The following is a 23,703-nucleotide window of genomic DNA, read 5'->3' as shown; positions in this document are numbered from 1 at the left end:
AGGCACAGCGCGCATTGCTGCAAACGCAGGCGGCGTACTGGAGCGCGCAACTTGAGGGTGCACCCGCCTTGCTGGCCTTGCCCACCGATCGGCCAAGGCCGGCGGTGCAGAGTTACGTCGGCGATCAGCTGACGTGGACGTTTGCATCGCCTGCCGAGCACGCCTTGCGCACGCTCAGCCAGCAGCATGGCACGACGTTGTTCATGACGGCGCTGGCCGCGTGGTCGATCGTGCTGTCGCGCTGGAGTGGGCAGGGCGAGGTGGTGATCGGCACGCCGGTGGCCAACCGCCAGCGCCAGGAACTGGAGCCGCTGCTCGGCTTCTTCGTCAACACCTTGGCGCTGCGGATTCGACTGGACGACGCGCTTACCGTCGAGACGTTGCTCGCCCGCATCAAGTCGCAGTTGATCGAAGCCTATACCCATCAGGACTTGCCTTTTGAGCAACTGGTAGAAGCCCTGCAGCCATCGCGCAGCCTGAGCCACAGCCCGGTGTTCCAGGTCGTGCTGGTCATGAACAACACGCCGGGTGGCGTGCTGAACCTGCCAGGATTGCGCATGGAAGTGCTGGAGCAGGAACGCACCACGGCGCACTTCGACGTGACGTTGTCATTGCAGGAAACGGAAGGACGCCTGGTCGGCCAGCTGTCTTATGCCAGCGATCTGTTCGACCGCAGCACCATCGAGCGGATGGCCCGGCAATTCATGCAAGTGTTGCGGAGCATGTCGACCGACGTGCATCAGCCGATCGACCGGTTGTCGTTGTTGGACGAGCGGGAACACCGGCAACTGCTGGCCGATTTCAGTACGGCGAAACACACCACCACCGCGTCGCCGGTGTTGATCCACAGGCTGTTCGAGCAGCAGGTGCAACGCCAGCCCGATGCCGTGGCCCTGACTTGCGATGATCAATCGCTGACATATGCGCAGTTGAACGAGCGCGCCAACGGTGTCGCACACGCACTGATCGCGCACGGCATAAAACCCGATGATCGCGTGGCGCTCGGCGTGGAGCGCAGCCTGGCGATGGTGGTCGGCATCCTGGGCATTCTCAAGGCCGGTGCCGGCTACGTACCGCTGGATCCGGCTTATCCGGCCGACCGGCTGGCCTATCTGCTGGAGGACAGCGCGCCTGCGCTATTGCTCACGCAGACATCGCTGCAGGGTTGCTGGCCTGCCGATCTGAGCACGTTATACCTCGACGACGAATCCGTCTTCGCCACGCAGCTAACGCACGATCCGCTCATCGAGGGGCTCGATGCTTGCCACCTGGCCTATGTGATCTATACCTCCGGCTCCACGGGTCAGCCGAAGGGCGTGATGGTTGAGCACGCCCAGGTCGCGCGCCTGCTCGCCACCACCGAAGCGCTGTTCCGCTTCGGCTCCGAAGATGTATGGACGATGTTCCATTCCTACGCCTTCGACTTCTCGGTGTGGGAACTGTGGGGCGCGCTGGCCTATGGCGGCCGGCTGGTGATCGTGCCGTCGCTATGCGCACGTTCGCCGAAAGACTTCTACGCACTGCTATGCCGTGAACAGGTCACGGTATTGAATCAGACGCCAAGCGCGTTCCGCGCCCTGATTGCTGCACAGGACATGCAGCCGCATCGGTTGCGCTATGTGATCTTCGGTGGCGAGGCACTGGAACTGCATACGCTGCTGCCGTGGATCGAGCGCAACGATCCGGCGCAGACGCGCTTGATCAATATGTACGGCATCACCGAGACCACGGTGCACGTGACGTATCGAGCGTTGACGCGAACGGATATCGAAGCGGGCCGGGGCAGTCTGATCGGGCGCGGCTTGCCGGATCTGCGTGTGTATCTGCTGGATCGCCACGGTAAATCGGTGCCGGTCGGCGTGTCGGGCGAAATTTACGTCGGCGGTGCGGGTGTGGCGCGTGGCTATTTGAACCGTCCGCAGCTGACCGCTGAGCGCTTTCTACGTGATCCGTTCGCCAACGATCCGCAGGCACGCATGTACAAGAGTGGCGACCTGGGCCGATGGTTGCCGAATGGCGACATCGAATACCTGGGGCGCAACGATTTCCAGGTCAAGATTCGCGGCTTCCGCATCGAATTGGGCGAAATCGAGGCGAAGCTGGTCAAGCAGGCCGATGTGCGCGATGCCGTGGTGATCGCACGCGAAGACGTGCCGGGTGACAAGCGTCTGGTGGCCTATGTCACCGCACGGGATGGGCAGGCATTGTCGACGGCCAAGTTGCGTGACGCCTTGGCCAAGGAGCTGGCCGACTACATGTTGCCCAGCGCCTTCGTGCAGTTGCAACAGTTGCCCTTGACGACCAACGGCAAGCTGGATCGGCAAGCCTTGCCGGCACCGGACCAGCAAGCGGTGGTGACGCGCGCCTACGAAACACCGCGCGGCGACACGGAGCAGGCGATTGCGGCGATCTGGCAGGCCTTGCTGGGCCTGGAGCGAGTGGGGCGGCACGATCACTTCTTCGAACTGGGTGGCCATTCGCTGCTGGCCGTGCAGATGATGGCGCAGCTGCGCACCGCCTGCCGGGTGGAGCTGCCGCTGCGTATTCTGTTCGATGCGCCGACCGTGGCCATGCTCGCTGTCGAGGCCGAACAGGCACAGCCGCAAGCCGTGCAAGCCGGCGACGGCATCGTGCATGAAGCCCACGACGGCACGCTGCCGTTGTCGTTTGCGCAGCAACGCTTTTGGTTCCTCGACCAGTACCAGCTCGATAACACCTTCTACAACGTATCGCTGATGGTGAGCTTGCGCGGTGCGCTGGATTCCGGCGCACTCGAACAGGCCATGCAGTGGCTGATCGATCGCCACGGCATCCTGCGTACGGTGTTCGCCAGCAGTGCCGGCGTTCCACAGCAAATCATCCGGCCCGACCTGCAACTTGCCTGGCGTTGGGAAGATGTGGGGGAAGGAGCGGAAGGTGACGCACGCATCCGCGCCGTGGTGGCGGAAGAGGCACAGACACCGTTCGACGTCGCGAACGGTCCACTGCTGCGTACACGCCTGCTGCGCCGCCACGCACAAGACCACGTCTTGCTGCTGACCACCCATCACATCGTCTATGACGGTTGGTCCACTCGCATTCTGCTGGATGAACTGTCGTGCGCTTATGCGGCCTTCAAGAGCGGAACATCTGTCGCATTGCCTGCACTGTCGGTGGATTACGCCGATTACACGCGCTGGGAACAGCAAAGGTATTCGGGAAATCGCCTCGAAGCCGATGTTGGCTACTGGAAAGCGCAGCTGAAAGAGGCGCCATCCTTGCTGGCGTTGCCGACCGATCGGCCACGCCAGGCCCTGGTGACGCATCGTGGCGCAAGCCTGCGCATGCATTTGCCGGAAGCCCTGATTCAACGGCTGACCGAGCTGGCCAACGAACGCCACGCCACGCTGTTCATGGCGCTGACGGCCGTCACGCAGGCGTGGCTGCACCGTTACTGCGGGCAGCAGGACATTTGCCTGGGTGTGATATCGGCGGGCCGCCCGGCCGGTACCGAAGGGCTGATCGGCAACTTCTTCAACATCCTGCCGCTCACCACGCATATCGGCGAAACCGCATCCTTCACGGATCTGCTCGATATCGCCGCGAAAAACCTGCTTGCCGCCCATGACCGGCAAATGCCGTTCGAGCTGCTCCTGCAGCACGTGCTGCAGGAACACAGCAGTGCCTATATTCCGTATGCCCAGGTCGTGCTCAATTTCCACAACGAAATCCAGGGAATCAGCTCGGCATGGAGCACGGATGACGTACTGAACTGGCAGGTGCATACCGACGCTGCACGCGAAGTCACCCATGCCGCGTTCGATCTGAAGCTGGAAATGAATCAGCTCGGCGATGGCCTGGAGATGGTGCTGGAGTACAACACCGACTTGTTCGACCACAGCACCATTGCATGCTGGAGCGGGCATTACCGGATGCTGCTGGAATCGGTCTGCGCCGATCCGCGCGGCAACCTTCATCACCTCAACGTGCTGACACCTGCCGAGCAGCGGGCGTTCGCCGATGCATGGCGGGAAACGCGGGCCGACTATCCACGCGAGTCGACCATCGGCGAGCTATTGGACCTGCAAGCTTCACGCACACCGGATGCCGTGGCCGTGGTGCACCGGGATCGCTCGCTGAGCTATCGGGAGCTGCAGCGCCGCACCGATCAGCTGGCGACTTTCTTGCGTAACACGGGTATCGGTCCGGATGCACTGGTGGGCATTTATACCGAGCGCTCGATCGAGATGGTGCTGGCGGTCTTGGCGGTGGTGAAGGCGGGCGCCGCCTATGTGCCGCTGGATCCTGCTTATCCCCAGGCGCGCATCGCACACATGCTGAGCGATGCGTGTCCGGCGATGGTGCTGACCGAGGCGCGGCTTGCTGCGCGCCTGGCAGGCATGGCATCGCAAATCATCAGCGTGGATGCGCTGGATGTGGCATCCGTTGGCAACGACATCCCGGCCTTGCCTCCGCTGGGTGCACCCAGCGACCTGGCCTACGTCATCTATACCTCCGGTTCCACCGGCCGCCCGAAGGGGGCGATGGTGCATCGGCAGGGCTTCGTCAATCTGCTGCACTGGTACATCCGGCAGTTCGATATTCGCGCCGACGACAAAGTGCTGCTGTTGTCGTCCTTCAGTTTCGATCTGACGCAGAAGAATATTTTCTCGGTGCTGCTGGTCGGCGGCCAATTGCATCTGCCGGCCAGCGAGGATGCGCTCAGCGGAGCGGGCGACTATGTCGAGCGGCACGGCATCACCTATCTCAACTGCGCGCCCAGTGCTTTCTATCCGTTGCTGGCCGACGGCGGTGTGCGGCGGCTTTCGTCGCTGCGCCAGGTTTTCCTCGGCGGCGAGCCGATTCGTGTCGCGCTGATCCACGATGCCTATCGCGGCTTGCCGCAGGTGCCACTGATCCACAATACCTACGGCCCTACCGAGGCGTCGGATGTGGTGTCGTTCCACACCTGGGATCCGCGCATGGCCGTAAGCATGCTGCCGATCGGGTGCGCCATCGCCAATACCCGCCTGTACGTGCTGGATGCGCATCGACAGCTGCTGCCGCAAGGTGCAGTGGGCGAACTGTATGTAGGTGGCGATGGTGTCGGGCGCGGCTATCTGCATCTTGCTGCGCTGACGGAAGAGCGATTCCTGCCCGATCCCTATGCGGAGCAACCGAACGCGCGCATGTATCGCACCGGTGACGTGGTGCGGCAACTGCCCACGGGCGACATCGAATACCTGGGCCGCAACGATTTCCAGGTCAAGATTCGCGGCTTCCGCATCGAACTGGGCGAAATCGAGGCGAAGCTGGCCGCCTGTGCCGGCGTGCGCGAAGCGGTGGTGATCGATCGCGAAGATGTTCCGGGCGACAAGCGTCTGGTGGCCTATCTCACCGCGCATGACGGGCAAGCCTTGTCGAATGCCGCGCTGCGCGACAGCTTGGCCAAGGAACTGGCCGACTACATGCTGCCCAGCGCCTTCGTGCAGTTGGCGCAATTGCCGCTGACGCCGAACGGCAAGCTGGATCGGCAAGCCTTGCCGGCGCCGGATCAGCAAGCGGTAGTGACCCGCGAGTACGAGGCGCCGCAGGGCGAAATAGAACAAGCCATCGCCACGATCTGGCAACAGCTGTTGGGCCTTGAGCGGGTAGGGCGGCACGATCACTTCTTCGAGCTGGGCGGCCACTCCTTGCTGGCGACGCAATTGGTGTCGCGCATCGGCGCAGCCTTCGATATCGGCTTGCCATTGCGCGCGGTGTTCGAGGCACCCACTCTGACGGAACTGGCCGCATGCGCCAAGCAGAGCGGACGCAAGCAGGATGCCGCGCCGATACCGCGCATAGGGCGGGATCGGGCGCTGCCGCTGTCGTTCGCTCAGCAACGTCTATGGTTTCTCGACCAATTCGAATCCCAGCGCGGGGTCTACAACATTCCAGCGGCCGTTCGCTTGAGCGGCAATCTGGATGTGGATGCGCTGGAGCGAACGCTCAATGAGATCGTGCGTCGGCATGAAGCGTTGCGCACATCGTTCGTGCTGGCCGGCGATGCGCCTGTGCAAGTGATTGCGCCGACGCTGTCGCTGCCACTGGACGTCGTCGATGTGAGCGAAACGCAAGCCCGTTTGCTGATGCAAGACGAAGCAAGCCAACCGTTCGATCTGTCGACCGGTCCCTTGATCCGCTTCCGCCTGATCCGCTTGGCCGCGCAGGAACACATCCTGCTGTTTACCGTCCACCATATCGTTTCGGACGGCTGGTCCATGGGTGTGGTGGTGCGGGAAATGGCAGCCCTGTATCCAGCCTTCATGCAAGGGCGTCCGTCACCGCTGCCCGACTTGCCGATCCACTATGCGGATTTCGCGACTTGGCAGCGGCAATGGCTGAGCGGCGACGTACTTGAGCGGCAGCGCGATTACTGGAAGCGGCGCCTGGCCGGTAGCCCCGGCCTGCTCGCGTTGCCCACCGACCGGCCGCGTCCACCGAGCCCGAGTTACGCAGGATCGACCGTGCCGATGGCCGTGCCGGCAGCGCTGGTGTCCCGGTTGCAGACACTGGGCAGCGCCACGCAGAGCACGCTGTTCATGGTCCTGTGCGCGGCGTTCAACGTGCTGCTCGCCCGTTATGCCAACCAGACGGACATCTGCATCGGCACGCCGATCGCCAACCGCCATCGAGCCGATATCGAAGAGCTGATCGGCTTCTTCGTCAATACGCTGGTGCTGCGTACCCAGGTCGATCTGGCCGATGATTTCCACGCACTGTTGCGGCAGGTCCACCAGCACACGCTGGATGCGTATGCCCACCAGGACGTGCCGTTCGAGCAACTCGTCGAAGTGCTGCAGCCGGAACGCAATACCAGCTACGCGCCGCTGTTCCAGGTCATGCTCACCTTGCACAACACGCCGATGGACGAGCTGGCGTTACCCGGACTGTCGATGAGCGTGGTGGGGAGCGAAAGCGTCACCGCCAAGTTCGATCTCAGCTTGAGCCTGATGGAAAGCAAGGATGGCCTGCAGGGCTATTTCGAATACAGCACCGACCTGTTCGACCCGAGCACGATTGAACGCATGCGGAACCATCTCGTGCGTTTGCTGCAGATGATCGTGGCCGAGCCCAATACGGCCGTCGGCGACCTGGCGATGCTGAGCGAAGACGAGCGGCAGCAGTTGCTCCATCGCTTCAACGACAGCGCGACAGCGATCTCGCCCGATCCACGAGCCCTGCATCAGTTGTTCGAAGCGCAGGCCACGCGCACGCCGGAGCACGTGGCGTTGATGCATGAAGGCGTTGCACTCAGCTATGCCGAATTGAACCGGCGCGCCAACCAGCTGGCTCATCACCTGAGGGAACTCGGCGTAGGGCCGGAGAGGCTGGCCGGCATCTGCATGACCCGCACGCCGGACCTGATCGTATCGCTGCTTGGTGTATTGAAGGCCGGTGGTGCGTATGTCCCGCTCGATCCGGCCTATCCGCCGGAGCGCATCGTTGCGATGCTGACGGATGCACAACCGAGCGTGCTGTTGACCCAGCAAGCTTTGCGGGACGGTCTGCCGCCCGTGGCAGGAACGCAGGTGTTCTGCATCGACGCCGAAGCGGCGTTGCTGGCCGGCTGTCCCGGCGACAACCCCGTCCATGTCGCCTGCGGTGATGATCTGGCCTATGTGATCTACACCTCCGGTTCGACCGGCAAGCCCAAGGGCGTAGCGATCCAGCACCGGAATGCCACCACCTTCGTGCACTGGGCCTTGGCGGCATTCGATGGCGACAGTCTGGAGAAGGTGCTGGCATCCACCTCGATCTGCTTCGACCTTTCCATCTTTGAAATTTTCGTGCCTTTGAGCTGGGGTGGCTCGGTGTGGCTGGTCGACAACATCCTTGCGTTGGCGGAGAAGCCGGACGCGTTCCCCGTAACCTTGATCAACACCGTGCCGTCGGCGATGGCGGAAGTGCACAGAAGCATCCCGTTGCCGGCGTCGATCAAGGTGATCAACCTGGCCGGCGAGGCACTGAGCCATACGCTGGTGCAGTCGCTTTATCAGCAGTCGTCCGTCGAGCGGATCTACAACCTTTACGGTCCATCCGAAGACACCACGTACTCCACGTTCACCCTGGTGGCCAAGGATTCGCCGCCTCCGGTGACGATCGGCAGGCCGATTGCGAACACGCAGGCTTATATTCTCGATGCACGGCAGAATCCGGTACCGATCGGCGTGGCCGGCGAATTGTTCATCGCCGGTGATGGCCTCGCGCGCGGTTATCTCCATCGACCTGAGCTGACCGCCGAAAAATTCGTGCGCCATCCCTTCAGCACGGTGCCGGGTGCGCGCATGTATCGCACCGGTGACCTGGCCCGCTATCTGCCGGATGGCCAGATCGAATACCTGGGCCGCGTGGATTATCAGGTAAAGATCCGCGGCTTCCGCATCGAGCTGGGCGAAATAGAGACGGTGCTGTCCAAGCAGGCCAATGTGCGCGATGCGGTCGTGATCGCGCGCGAAGATGTGCCCGGTGACAAGCGTTTGGTGGCGTATATCACCGCGCACGATGGTCAGCCTTTGCCGACGACGGCGTTGCGCGATGCACTGGCCAAAGACCTGCCCGAATACATGCTGCCCGGCGCCTTCGTGCAGTTGGCGCAACTGCCGCTGACGCCGAATGGCAAATTGAACCGGCAAGCCTTGCCGGCGCCCGATCGGGAAGCGATGGCGACCCGCGACTACGAGGCACCGCAAGGTGATATCGAACAGACCATCGCCGCGGTCTGGCAGGAAGTGCTGGGCCTGGAACGCGTAGGGCGGCAGGATCACTTCTTCGAGCTGGGCGGCCACTCCTTGCTGGCCGTGCGCGTGATCGCGCGGCTGTGCCGCGCCTGCCACGTCGACATACCGCTGGCCGCCTTGTTCAAGGCGCCGGAACTGGCTGAGTTTGCCCAGGTGGTGCTGTCGCTGCAAGTCGAAACATTTCTCGGCGACGACATCGAGACCATCCAGCAGGAGCTGGATGCGCTTTCGGAAGAAGAGCTGCTCGCGATACTCGAAAAGGATGCCGGCCGTGAATAAATCCCCGTCGCTGGAAGAACTCAAGCAGGCCGTGTTGCTGAAGCGGCTGAACGAACGCATGCGCGCGCAACAGCCGGCGGCCGTCAAACAGACGATACCCGTCGCGGACCGCAGCCAGCCGCTGCCACTGTCGTGGGCACAGCAACGCTTGTGGTTCCTGGATCAACTCGATAGCGCGGCAGGCGCCGCCTATCATCTGCCGGCCGCTCTGCGCCTGCGCGGCCGACTGGATCGGCAGGCCCTGCAGGCAAGCCTGGATCGCATCGTCGAGCGGCATGAGGTGCTGCGCACCACCTTCGTCGCCATCGATGGCGAACCGGTGCAGCGCATCCACCCTGCGCAAGCATTCGAGCTGCCGTTGCTCGATCTGCGCGCACGGCCGGATGCCGAGAGATCTGCGCAAGCGCTGGCAGTGGAAGAGGCGCATGCGCCGTTCGATCTGTCGCGCGGCCCCTTGTTGCGCGGGCGCTTGCTGCAACTGGCCGATGACGAGCACATCTTGCTGCTCACCCAGCATCACATCGTGTCGGATGGCTGGTCGATCGGCGTGCTCGTGCGCGAGTTGAGTGCGCTGTATGGCGCATTTGCGCAGGGCCGATCCGATCCGCTGCCGCCGCTGCCGATTCAATATGCCGATTACGCCGTCTGGCAACGCCGGGCACTGGAGCCCGACCCGCTGCGGGCACAGGCCGAGTATTGGAAGCATCAACTCAGCGGTGCGCCTGAGCTGCTGGCCTTGCCGACCGATCGGCCACGTCCTGCCGTGCAGCGTTATGCCGGCGGCCAGGTGAGCCGCACGCTTTCACCTGCGCTGAGTGTCGCGTTACGGCAACTCTGCCAGCGTCATGGCGTTACCTTGTTCATGGCGGGATTGGCAGCATGGTCGGTGCTGCTGTCGCGCTGGTGCGGCCAGGATGACGTGGTGATCGGCATGCCGGCCGCCAACCGCAAGCACGACGAACTGGAATCGCTGATCGGCTTTTTCGTCAACACCTCGGCCTTGCGTATTCGGCTGGACGATGCGCCGACGGTCGAAGCCTTGCTGACCAGCATCCAGCAGCAACTGATCGAGGCACATGCCTATCAGGACGTGCCCTTCGAGCAAGTGGTCGAAGCGCTGCAGCCGGCGCGAAGTCTCAGCCATAGTCCGGTGTTCCAGGTGATGCTGGCGATGAACAACACGCCGGGCGGAGTGCTCGATTTGCCCGGATTGAACTTGCAGGCGCTCGAGCCCGCCACACGCACCACGCATTTCGACCTGACCCTGTATTTGCAGGATGACGGCAAGCAGATCGACTGCCGCTTCGCCTACGCCAGCGACCTGTTCGAGCACACGACCATCGAACGGATGGCGCAACAATTCGAGCGCGTTCTGCACGGCATGACGGCTGATCCGACGCAAGCCGTCGATCGCCTGCCGCTGCTGGACGAGGCCGAACGCCGCCAGGTGGTGGAAACCTTCAATGCCACGGATGTGCCTTATCCCGCCGACGGACTGATCCACCAGTTGTTTGAAGAGCAGGCACTGGCTCATCCGGATGCGGTTGCCTTGCTGCACAACGGCGAATCGTTGAGTTACGGCGAGTTGAACCGCCGCGCCAACCAGGTGGCGCATGCACTCATCGCGCAAGGCGTCGGCCCGGATGACCGCGTGGCCATCGGCATGGAGCGCAGCGTTGCCTTGATGGTCAGCTTGTTGGGTGTGCTCAAGGCGGGTGCGGCGTATGTGCCGCTGGACCCGGCCTATCCGGCCGAGCGCCTGGCTTACATGCTGCGCGATAGTGCGCCGTCCGCCTTGCTCACGCAGTCGTCACTGCAAGCGCTCTGGACATCGAGCAGCGTGCCTGTGCTGGTACTGGGCGACGATGGCTTGTCGCCGGAACTGGCAGTGCACTCTTCGCACAACCCCGTCGTGCCTGGCTTGTGTTCGAGAAACCTGGCTTACCTGATGTACACCTCCGGCTCGACCGGCGAACCCAAGGGCGTGATGGTGGAGCACCGCAGCGTGCTGCGGCTGGTGATCAACAACGACTTTGCGCCGCTCACGCGACAGGACGTCGTGGTGCACGCCGCCAAGATCGCTTTTGACGCTGCCACTTGGGAGGTGTGGGGCGGCTTGCTGCATGGCGCATGCGTGCTGTTGATTGACCAGGCCGACATGCTGGAGCCGGTGCGCTTGATGCAGGCGCTGGTGGCAGGGCAGGCCACGGCGGCTTTCCTGACCGTGTCGCTGTTCAATCAGTACGCGGATGTGCTGGCGCCGATCCTGCCGCAATTCCGCCATCTGCTGATCGGCGGCGAGGCGGTGGATGCGCGCACGGTGCGCCGCGTGCTGGCCGCGACACCGCCACAGCGTTTGGTGAATGGATACGGGCCTACCGAAACGACGACGTTCGCAGCCACCCATGTCATGGAGGCCGTGGCGGAACAAGCCGTATCGCTACCGATCGGCCGCCCGATCGCCAACACGCGCGTATACATTCTGGATCGGCATGGCGAACCGGTGCCGATCGGCGTATCGGGTGAGATCCACATCGGTGGCCCTGGCGTGGCGCGTGGTTACTGGAATCGCCCTTCATTGACGGTTGAGCGCTTCTTGTCTGATCCGTTCGTGGATGATCCGCACGCATGCATGTACAAAAGCGGTGATCTTGGCCGATGGCTGCCGAATGGCGACATCGAATACCTGGGCCGCAATGATTCCCAGGTCAAGATTCGCGGCTTTCGCATCGAGCTGGGCGAGATCGAGGCGACGCTGTCGAAACAGGCTCATGTCCGCGATGCAGTGGTGATCGCGCGTCGAGATGTGCCGGGCGACAAGCGCCTCGTCGCCTATCTCACCATGCACGACGGGCAGTCGTTGTCGACGACGGCATTGCGTGACGCGCTGGCGAAGGAATTGCCCGAGTACATGCTCCCAGGTGCCTTCGTGCAGTTGGAACGGTTGCCGCTGACACCCAACGGCAAGCTGGATCGGCAAGCCTTGCCGGCGCCGGACCAGCAAGCGGTCGCGTCGCGCGAGTACGAAGCGCCGCTAGGCGAGATGGAGCAGGCCATCGCGGCCATCTGGCAGGAGCTGCTTGGGCTGGAACGCGTCGGGCGCAACGATCATTTCTTCCAGCTTGGCGGTCACTCCTTGCTGGCCGTACAGATGATCGCGCGCCTGCGCAAGGCGCTCGGTGTGGATGTGGCACTGCGTGACCTGTTCGCGCATGCCAGTCTGCAAGACATGGCGCAGGTCGCCACGCAGGCGGCGCATGCCGAGCTTTCCGAGATTCGCGTGGCGGATCGCAGCAAGCCGCTGCCATTGTCCTGGTCGCAGCAGCGGTTGTGGTTCATCGATCAGCTGGATCCTGCAGCGAGCGCCTCGTATCACATACCAGCGGGCCTGCGCATGCATGGCCATCTGGATCGGGCTGCGTTGTCGGCGGCGCTGGACCGCATCGTGGAGCGCCATGAAATTTTGCGCACCGTGTTTGTGTCGCACAACGGGCAGCCCGCACAGGTCATTGGCAAAGCGAAGGGATTTGACCTGCGCGTATATGATCTGCGCGCCGATACCGACATCGACGCAACGATAAGAAAGCTCAGTGCCGAAGAAGCGCGCGCACCGTTCGATCTGTCAGCCGGCCCGCTGTGGCGCGGGAGGCTGCTGCAGCTAACCGATGACGACCACATCCTGCTGCTGACCCAGCATCACATCGCGTCGGATGGCTGGTCGATCGATGTACTGGTGCGTGAGCTTCGCGCGTTGTACGTCGCCTACTGCGACGAGTTGCCCGATCCGCTGCCGGCCTTGCCGATTCAGTACGCGGATTACGCCGTATGGCAGCGCGAAGAGGCACAACGCGCATTGCTGCAAACGCAGGCGGCGTATTGGAAAGCGCAACTCGAAGGCGCGCCCACCTTGCTGAACTTGCCCACGGACCGGCCACGGCCAGCGGTGCAAAGCCACGCCGGCGACGAGTCGACGTGGACGCTTGCGCCGGATGCCGAGCACGCCCTGCGCACGCTCAGCCAGCAACATGGCACGACGCTATTCATGACGGCACTGGCGGCGTGGTCGATCGTGCTGTCGCGCTGGAGCGGGCAAGATGACGTGGTCATCGGCACGTCCGTGGCCAATCGCCAGCGCAGCGAGCTGGAACCGTTGATCGGCTTCTTCGTCAACACCTTGGCATTGCGCATTCGACTGGATGACGCACCAACGGTCGAGGACTTGCTGGCGCGCATCAGGTCGCAACTGATCGAAGCCTACGCGCACCAGGATCTGCCGTTTGAGCAACTGGTGGAAGCCCTGCAGCCGCCACGCAGCTTGAGCCATAGCCCGGTGTTCCAGACCATGCTGGTCTTGAACAACACGCCCGGCGGCGGGCTGAGCCTGCCGGGATTGCGTTTGGAAGCACTGGCGCCGGAACGCACCACGGCGCACTTTGATGTGACCCTGTCGCTGCACGAAGCGGAAGGGCGGCTGGTCGGCCATCTATCCTATGCCAGCGATCTGTTCGATCGGGACACCATCGAGCGGATGGCGCGGCATTTCATGCAGGTGCTGCGCGGCATGGCCGTCGACGTGCAGCAGCCGATCGACCGGTTGCCGCTTTTGGATGAGCAGGAGCGCCTGCAACAGCTGGCGCAATGGGATGCGGCGACGACAACGCCATCCACACCGCCGGCGCCGGTCCATCTGCTGTTCGAACAGCAGGTGCAGCGCACACCGGATGCCATCGCGCTCAGCATCGAGGATCAATCGCTCACCTACGCGCAACTCAATGCACAGGCCAATCGCCTCGCGCATGCGCTGATCGCTCGCGGCGTCCAACCGAATGATCGCGTTGCGCTCGGCGTGGAACGCAGCTTTGGGATGGTGATCGGCATCCTGGGCATCCTCAAGGCTGGCGCCGGCTATGTGCCGTTGGATCCAACCTATCCGGCCGAACGCCTGGCCTACCTGCTGAGGGATAGCGCACCGGCGCTGCTGCTCACGCAGGCATCGCTGCAGGCGATGTGGCCCGGCGACCTGCCGGTGTTGCAGGTGGACGATCCATGCATGCTCGCCGAGCAGCCGACGCACGATCCCCGGATCGATGGCCTTACCGCCCGACATCTGGCCTATGTGATCTATACCTCCGGTTCGACCGGAGCACCCAAGGGCGTGATGGTGGCGCACCGTTCGCTGTCGAACTACGTGTGGCATGCCGTGCGCGAATACCTGGGCGAGGCTATCGCCGGTTCAATCGTGAGTTCGCCGCTGAGTTTCGACGCGACGGTGACGACGCTGCTGCCGCCGTTGCTGGTGGGCAAGCCGGTGGTCTTGCTGGCGGACGGCGAGCGCAGTTTGCCGCAACTGTCGGCGCGCTTGTTCGCAGCGGGAACGGGGTGGCTGTTCAAGATCACACCGGCGCATTTGGATGCCTTGTCGTATCTGCCCGAAGCGGCAACGGTGGATGCCACCGCCGTGGCGGGCGAGGCGCCGCACCGCATCGTGGTCGGTGGCGAGCAGCTCAGCCTGGCGACCCTGCGCCGCTGGAAAAACCAGTTGTTGCCGGCGGCGACCCTCGTGAACGAGTACGGCCCCACCGAGACGACGGTTGGCTGCAGCGTATGGCGGCTGTCGGATGCAAGCGTGCTGGATACGCTGGACGGTGTGGCCGCGCCGATCGGTCGCCCGATCGGCCACACCCGCCTGTACGTACTCAACGAAGGCATGCAGTTGCAGCCAATGGGCAGCGTCGGTGAGCTGTACATCGGTGGCGAAGGTGTGACGATGGGTTACCTCGGGCGCGCGGCGTTGACCGCGGAGCGTTTCGTGCGCGACCCATTCACTGGCGACACGCAAGCGCGCCTGTATCGCAGCGGCGATCTCGTGCGCTATCGCGCCGATGGCGAACTGGAATTCCTGGGACGCCGGGACGGGCAGATAAAACTGCGCGGTTTTCGCATCGAACTGGGTGAGATCGAAGCAACACTGGCCGCTTGTGATGGCGTGCGCGAAGCCCTGGTCATCGCACGCGAAGACGTGCCGGGCGACAAGCGCCTGGTGGCGTATATCACCTCGCACGATGGACAGCCGTTGTCGACGGCTGCGTTGCGTGACGCACTGGCAAAGCAACTGCCCGAGTACATGCTGCCCAGCGCCTTCGTGCCGTTGGAACAGCTGCCGCTGACGCCGAACGGCAAGCTGGACCGCCAGGCTTTGCCGGCACCGGATCAGCCATCGACGGTGACACGCGCGTACGAGGCGCCACAAGGCGAGGCGGAACAAGCCATCGCGGCAGTCTGGCAGGAGTTGCTGGGCCTGGAACGCGTCGGACGGCAGGATCATTTCTTTGAACTGGGCGGCCACTCCTTGCTCGCCGTGCAGATGATTGCGCGCTTGCGTCATCAGGGCTGGCCGGCGAGCGTCAAGATGGTCTTCGCGTCGCCCAGCGTGTCAGCGCTCGCAGTGCATATCACGGACGACGCGTCACCGGCAGACAACGAAGCGCACGTTCCGCCCAATCTCATTCCGGCAGCAAGCACAGCGATAACGCCGGCCATGCTGCCGCTGGTCGAACTGACGCAGGATGCGATCGACCGCATCATCGCCGCTACACCGGGCGGCGTCGCCAATATCCAGGATATCTACCCGCTTTCGCCGCTGCAGGAAGGCATGCTGTTTCACCATCTGCTGGAAGCGGAAGGCGATGCGTACCTGTTGCAGATGATCCTCGCCTTCGAGCAGCGCGAGCCGTTGGATGCTTTTCTCGATGCCATGCAACAGGTCATCGATCGCCACGACATCCTGCGCAGTGCCGTGCATTGGCAAGGACTGGCCCAGCCGGTGCAGGTGGTGCACCGGCATGCCACGCTGCCGGTGGAAGAGCTGGAACTGCAGGATGCCGAGGAGGAACTGCTTGCTTATACCGATCCGCGCCGCATCCGCCTCGATCTGTCGCACGCGCCCTTGCTGCGGGCGGTGATCGCCAGAAACCCGCGCAACGGGGAGTGGTTGCTGGCGCTGCTGCACCATCACGTGACGATCGATCACGTGACGCTGGAGATCATGGTGCAGGAGATCCAGGCCATCCTGCAGCAGCAAGCCGAGCGCCTGCCACGGCCGGTGCCGTACCGGAACTTTATCGCCCAGGCATTGCGCACGCCTGCGTCCGTCCACGAAGCGTACTTCCGCGAACAATTGGGCGAAGTGGAGGAGCCGACCTGCCTGTTCGACATCATGAACGTGCATGCCGATGGCGGCGCTGTGCGTGAGGCACGCGTCAGCCTGGATGAAGGCCTGGCCCGGCGTGTGCGTGACAGTGCGCGCCGGCATGGCGTCAGCACCGCGGTTGTGTTCCATGTGGCCTGGGCCCACGTGCTTGCATGTTGCACAGGACAGCAAGAGGTGGTGTTCGGCACGGTGCTGGCCGGGCGTTACCAGGCTGCCGACGGGGCCGATCGCATGCTTGGGCTATTCATCAACAGCTTGCCCTTGCGCGTGGCCTTGGCCGATCGCAGCGTGCGGCAAGTGGTTGAAGAAACGTATCGCCACCTGAGCGCACTGCTGACGCATGAACAGGCACCGCTCGCCCTGGCGCAACGCTGCAGCCGTGTCGCGGCAAACGTGCCGTTGTTCAATACATTGCTGAACTACCGGCACAGTCACGTCGAGCCGCACATTGAAGACGGATTCTGGCAGGGCGTGCGTACCGTGCATGCGCAGGAGCGCAACAACTATCCGGTGACTTTGTCAGTCGACGATCTCGGTGAGCGTTTCGATCTGGTCGCGCAATGCACGAGCGAGATCGATCCGGCCCGGCTGATCCGCTATATGGACACGGTCATGCACGGGCTGGTCGATGCCTTGCTGGCGCAAGACGACCGGCCGATGCATGCGGTGAGCATGCTGGATGCAGCCGAACGCCACCAGGTACTGGAAATCTTCAATGCTACGGCGGTGCCATATCCGGCAGATGATTTGATCCATCAGCTGTTCGAGCAACAGGTTGAACGATCACCGGACGCGATCGCGCTGGTGTTTGAAGATCAATCGCTCACCTATGCGCAACTCAATGCGCAAGCCAATCGCCTGGCCCGTTATCTGATCGATCAGGGAACACGCCCCGGCGATTGCATCGTCACGCTGCTCGAACGCAACGCGGCACTGGTGACGGCGCAACTGGCCATTCTCAAGGCCGGCGCTACTTACGTTCCGATCGATCCGCAAGCGCCCGCGACGCGCCAGGCATGGATCGTCGCCGACTGTGCCGCACGTTGGATACTCACCGATGCAAACGATGCGGTGCCTGCCGGCATCGACGTGCCGGTGGTGGTGATCGCATCCGTCGTGGACGATGCCGCCGCCACGCCCAACCCGAACCTCGCGTTCTCCAGCGAGGCGGCGGCGTATGTGATGTATACCTCGGGCTCCACCGGCCTGCCCAAAGGGGTGCGGGTACCGCATCGGGGCGTCAATCGGCTGATCATCAACAACGGGTATGCCACCTTCGAGGCCACGGATCGCATCGCGTGGCTGGGTAATCCGGCCTTCGACATCAGCACGCTGGAAGTATGGGCGCCGCTGCTGCATGGCGCCTGCCTGGTGGTGGTGACGTACGCGTGCGTGTTGCAGCCATCGTCGTTTCGTGCGCTGCTGGAGGAGCAGGATGTCACGGTCCTGCATCTCACCGCCGGCCTGTTCAGTCAGATGGCGGACAGTCTGGGCGATGTGCTGGCACGGCTGCGCCTGCTGTTGGTGGGCGGCGACGCGGTGGACGTGCCGACGGTGGCGCGCGTGCTTGAGCGCTATCGTCCCCGGCACCTGCTGCATTGCTATGGCCCGACCGAAAGTACGACCTTTGCAACCACTTGCGACATCACTTCGCTGGATCCGTCGAAACACCGTCTGCCGATTGGCCGTCCGATTGCCAACACTCGTATCTACCTGCTGGATGCGCACGGTCAGCCGGTGCCGGTGGGTGTGGTCGGCGAACTGTATGTCGGTGGTGCGGGTGTCGCCCTGGGTTATCTCAATCGCCCGGAGCTGACGGCCGAGCGGTTTCTGCCCGATCCGTTCAGTCCTCATGCGCATGCACGCATGTATCGCACGGGCGATCTGGCCCGCTATCTGCCTGATGGCAATCTGGAGTTCCTGGGCCGCAACGATCATCAGGTGAAGATCCGCGGTTACCGCATCGAGCCCGGCGAAATCGAGGCACGTCTGGCCGAGCATCCGGCCATTCGCGAGGCAGTGGTCATCGCACGCGAAGACACACCCGGTGACAAGCGTCTGGTGGCGTACATCACCACACATGAAACGGCTGAAGAAGCGAACGCGTTGGCCGCCTCGCTGCGCGCCCATGTGAGTGCGCATTTACCCGACTACATGCTGCCCAGTGCCTTCGTGCAACTGGAGCAGTTGCCGCTGACGCCGAACGGCAAACTGGATCGGCGAGCGCTGCCGGCGCCGGATCAACGCGCCCTGGCCGCGCGTGCCTACGAAGCGCCACAGGATGAGGTGGAACAGGCCGTTGCGGCCATCTGGCAGGAGCTGTTGGGCGTTGAGCGAGTAGGGCGGCACGATCACTTCTTCGAACTCGGCGGTCACTCGCTGATGATCGTCACGATGATCGAGTGCCTGCGCGGCAAAGGCTTGGCGGCGAGCGTCAAGATGGTCTTCGCGTCGCCAAGCCTGTCAGCGCTGGCGGCCGATATCGCGGCAAACACGGCGCAAACAAGCGACGAGCTTTTCGTTCCGCCCAATCTCATTCCTGCCGACAGCATGGTCATCACCCCGGCCATGCTGCCGCTGGTCGAACTGAGCCAGCAGGCGATCGACCGCATCATGGCCGCCACGCCCGGCGGCGCCGCCAATATCCAGGATATGTATCCCTTGTCGCCGTTGCAGGAAGGGATGCTGTTCCATCATTTGCTGGAAACGGAAGGCGATGCCTATCTGCTGCAAACGGTGCTCGCCTTCGAACAGCGCGACAGGCTGGATGCCTTCCTCGACACCATGCAGCAGGTCGTCGATCGGCATGACATCCTGCGCACCGCGGTGCATTGGCAAGGACTGGCCAGGCCGGTGCAGGTTGTACATCGGCACGCCACGCTTGCGGTGAAAGAACTGCAGCTGCCTGGCGTCAAGGACGCCGAAACGGAACTGCTCGAACATACCGATCCGCGCCGCAGCCACATCGATCTATCACAGGCCCCCTTGCTGCATTTTTTCATCGCGGAAAACCCGCGCAACGGCGAGTGGCTGCTGGCGTTGCTGCAGCATCACGTGATTGGCGACCATGTCACGCTGGAGATCATGGTGCAGGAGATCCAGGCCATCCTGCAGCAGCAGCCCGAACGGCTGACCACGCCGGCGCCCTACCGCAACTTTATCGCCCAGGTGCTGCGCGTTCCGCCGACCGTGCATGAGGCGTACTTCCGCGAGCGGTTGGGCGACATCGAAGAGCCGACCTGTCTTTTTGGCGTGATGGATGTGCATGCCGACGGCAGCGCCGTGCGAGAGGTGAGTGTCAGCCTGGACCAAGGCTTGGCCCGGCGTATCCGCGAAAGCGCACGCAAGCATGGCGTGAGTACCGCGGTGCTGTTCCACGTCGCCTGGGCGCAGGTGCTGGCATGTTGCACGGGCCAGGATGATGTGGTGTTCGGCACCGTGCTGGCCGGGCGTTCACAAGGGACCGAGGCGGCCGATCGCACGCTCGGTTTGTTCATCAATACCTTGCCCTTGCGCGTGGTATTGGCCGACCGCAGCGTGCGGCAGGTGGTGCAGGAAACCTATCAGCATCTGAGCGCGCTGCTGACCCACGAACAGGCGCCGCTCGCCCTGGCGCAACGCTGCAGCCGCGTCGCGGCAGACGTGCCCTTGTTCAACGCACTGTTGAACTACCGGCATATTCATACCGCGCCGCCCACCGAAGCCGAGCTTTGGCGCGGTGTGCGAACCGTGCATGCCGAGGAGCGCACCAATTATCCCGTCGCCCTGTCCGTGAATGATCTGGGCGACGGCTTTGACTTGGTGGCGTATTGCGCGGGCACGATCGATCCGCAACGGTTGACGAGCTACATGCGCACGGTCATGTGCGGACTGGTCGATGCCTTGCAGGCGCAAGAGGATCGGCCGATGCATGCAGTAAGCATGCTGGACGCCGCCGAACGCCACCAGGTGATCGATACGTTCAATGCCACGGATGCACCGTATCCCGCCGAAGGTCTGATGCATCAGGTATTCGAGCAGCACGCGCTGGCCCGGCCGGATGCCATGGCGCTGCTATACAACGGTGAGTCACTGAGTTACGGCGAGTTGAACCGCCGCGCCAACCAGGTGGCGCATGCATTGATCGCGAAGGGCATTGGTCCTGACGATCGCGTGGCGATCGGCATGGAGCGCGGTATCGCCTTGATTGTCGGACTGCTGGGCATCCTCAAGGCGGGCGGTGCTTACGTGCCGCTGGACCCCACGTATCCGCTTGAGCGCCTGGCCTACATGTTGCGTGACAGTGCACCTTCCATCGTGCTTACTCAGCCGTCGCTGCAAGCACGTTGGGCGTCGAGCGGCGTACCGATGCTGGTATTGGATGAGGACGGAACGTCACGCGAGCTTTCGCCGGACCTTTCGCACAACCCGATGGTGGATGGCCTCACCTCGCGGCATCTGGCCTACGTCATGTACACCTCCGGTTCGACCGGCCAGCCCAAGGCGGTGATGATCGAGCATCGTGGCGTGCTGCGGCTGGTGATCAACAACCACCTCACCTATCTGACGGCCGAGGACGTTGTCGTGCATGCCGCGAGGATTGCCTTCGATGGGTCCACCTGGGAAATCTGGGGCGGACTGCTCAACGGCGCGCAGCTTTTGCTGATCGACGAAGCCACGCTGCTGGAACCGGCGGCGTTTGCGCAAGCGTTGCTGGCCGGGAAGGCCACGACGCTATTTTTGACCACCGCGTTGTTCAGCCAGTATGCGGAAGCACTCGCGCCGGTCATGCCGCAACTGCGTCACGTGATGTTTGCCGGCGAGGTGGCGGACGTGCGCGCAGTGCGGCGCGTGCTCGCAACGGCGCCGCCGCAACGCCTGGTGAATGCGTACGGACCCACCGAAATAACCGCGGCAGCGACAAGCTTCGAGATCAAGGCCATTCCCGCCGAGGGATCCGCCTTGCCGATCGGCCCTCCCATCGCCAACACCCGCGTGTACATCCTCGACCGGCATCGCGAGCCCGTGCCGATCGGAGTGAGCGGTGAAATTTATCTCGGTGGCCCGGGTGTGGCGCGCGGCTACTGGAATCGCCCCGACTTGACGGCCGAGCGCTTCTTGTCCGATCCGTTCGTCGATGATCCGCACGCGCGGATGTACAAAAGCGGCGACCTGGGGCGGTGGTTGCCCAACGGCGAGGTCGAATACCTGGGCCGCAACGATTTCCAGGTGAAGATCCGCGGCTTTCGCATCGAGCTGGGTGAGATCGAAGCGAAACTGCAGCAGCAGCCCAACGTACGCGAGGCGGTGGTGATCGCACGCGAAGACGTGCCGGGTGACAAGCGCCTGGTGGCGTACCTGGCATCGCAGGATGGACAGACGCTATCGAGCGCCACGTTGCGCGATGCGCTGGCAAAGGAATTGGCGCAATACATGCTGCCCAGTGCCTTCGTGCAATTGGAACGTCTGCCGCTGACACCGAACGGCAAGCTGGAGCGGAAAGCCTTGCCGGCGCCGGACCAGTACGCCGTGGCGATGCGCGATTACGAAGCGCCGCAAGGCGAGCTTGAGCAGGCCGTTGCAAGCATCTGGCAGGAGTTGCTGGGGCTTGAGCGAGTCGGGCGCCGCGACCGTTTCTTCGATCTGGGCGGCCATTCGCTGCTGGCCATGCAGATGAGTACGCGCTTGCGCGACCGGTTTGGCGTGGATCTCCCGTTGCGCCTGCTGCTTTCGCACCCGACACCGGCCGATGTCGCCGCCGCGATCGCGAAACCCGTCGCCAACGTGCCGCAGGACATCACGGCCATCCGCCGCCAGGGTGCAAAGCGCCCTTTGTTCATGGTGCATCCCGGCGGCGGTGAAGTGGGTTATGCCGCCGCACTGGCGTCATGGCTGGATACGGAAGTGCCGCTCTACGGATTTACCGCACAGGGTTTGCTGGAAGGAGAAGCCCCGTTGCAGACGGCACACGACATGGCCAGGCGCTATGTGCGCGCCATGCGCCGCATCCAACCCGAAGGGCCGTATCGCTTGATCGGGTATTCCTCCGGCGGCGTGATTGCCTATGAGATGGCATCGCAGCTCGTCGGTGCCGATGCCGAGGTAGAGTTCGTCGGGTTGATCGATACGCTCAGCGACTACCGCCATACCGAACCCGAGGAGTTGCTGGAGCTGGACGAGACAGCCATGCTGCTCTGGCTGATACGCAAGGCATCGGCTGATATCCGCCAGCATGCATCGCAGCTGGCCGAGGAGGGCGATATCGATGCCTTGCTGACCTATCTCCAGCAGACCGGGATCGCACTGCCTGAGGTGGCGCAAATGGAGAATGCCCACATTCGCCGCCTGCTGGCGGTGATACAGGGCACATGCCGCGCCATCTATCACTACCGGCCGTCCACGCTGCCGGTTCCCGTGACGATCTTTTACGCCCAGGAAATGCAACGCAGCGATCCGGCGATTGGATGGGGGCAATGGGTGCCGCCGGAACGGCTGCATGTCGTCGCTGTCGACGGCAACCATACGTCGTTGATGGAAGAGCCTCATATCCGCGGACTGGGCAAGGCGATCTCCACCACGCTTGCCGCCTCGGAGACGTCTGGACGTCCGTATGCGGAATTGCGCTACCAGCCACGGATCGACATACAGAGCGGCAAGCGTGGCGTTACGCCGCTGTTCTGCATTCCGGGCGCTGGAGCCGGCGTGGCGGTTTTCCACGAGTTGTCGCAAACCCTGCCCGAGGACATACCCGTGTATGGGTTGCAGCCGCGTGGGCTGGACGGCGACATGGTTCCGTATGCCGATGTCGGCTGCATGGCACGCGCCTATATACAGGCGATAAAAGGCGCGCAGCCAACCGGACCGTATCAACTGCTTGGCCATTCGTTCGGTGGTTGGGTGGCATTCGAGATCGCCCTGCAGCTTGCTGCGGCAGGCGATGAAGTGGCGGGGCTGTACTTGCTCGACAGCCGTGCACCCAGGGAGGACTGGGATGGACAAGTCCGCCGCCTGCGCACGCTGATGAAGCTGATCGAGCTTTATGACATGCGCCTGGATACACCATTGCCGCTCACCGAGCAGCATCTGCGCGGTCTTGATGCCGCGGAACAAATGGCGTCGTTGCATCGAGCGCTCGTCGATGCCGGCATCCTGCATGGCAGGACGCCCACCAACGTGCTGCATGGCGTGGTGCGCGTGATGGAAGCCAATCTGGCCACGGATTATCTGCCTGACGCGGTTTATCCGGGGCACGTGCATCTGTTCAGCGCCGAAGACGCACGGCATGACAAGCAGCAGCGCGTCGAAGCGTGGCGCGTGCATGCGCCTGCCTTGCACCATCATTCGTTGCCCGGCAATCACGTCAGCATCCTCACAGGCGAACGTGTCGCCGTGCTGGGTGGATGGCTAGGCACGCACTTGATCCAACCGCGCCGATCCGCTGAAAGCGCGCTCGCTTACACCTCCGATCTCTGA

Annotated in this window: 2 protein-coding genes (1 of these 2 only partly in view); both read left to right on the top strand. The window is 63.3% G+C overall.

What is annotated here, in order from left to right:
- Positions 1–9,041: the final stretch of a non-ribosomal peptide synthase/polyketide synthase gene (locus IEX75_RS16835; protein ID WP_188795900.1), read on the top strand. 16,717 nt of this gene lie to the left of the window's left edge; 9,041 of the gene's 25,758 nt are visible here — the last part of the coding sequence; its start codon lies off the left edge, out of view; it ends in the stop codon at positions 9,039–9,041.
- The gene (locus IEX75_RS16830; RefSeq protein ID WP_188795898.1) at positions 9,034–23,703 is read left to right on the top strand and encodes a non-ribosomal peptide synthetase; all 14,670 of its coding nucleotides are present in this window, start codon (positions 9,034–9,036) and stop codon (positions 23,701–23,703) included. Before IEX75_RS16835 ends, IEX75_RS16830 begins: the two co-directional genes overlap by 8 nt.

Origin of the sequence: Dyella nitratireducens, assembly GCF_014642835.1 — a bacterium.
Classification (GTDB): domain Bacteria; phylum Pseudomonadota; class Gammaproteobacteria; order Xanthomonadales; family Rhodanobacteraceae; genus Dyella_B; species Dyella_B nitratireducens.
The sequence above is the reverse complement of the archived record's forward strand: the minus strand, read 5'-3'. Positions and strand labels throughout refer to the sequence as shown.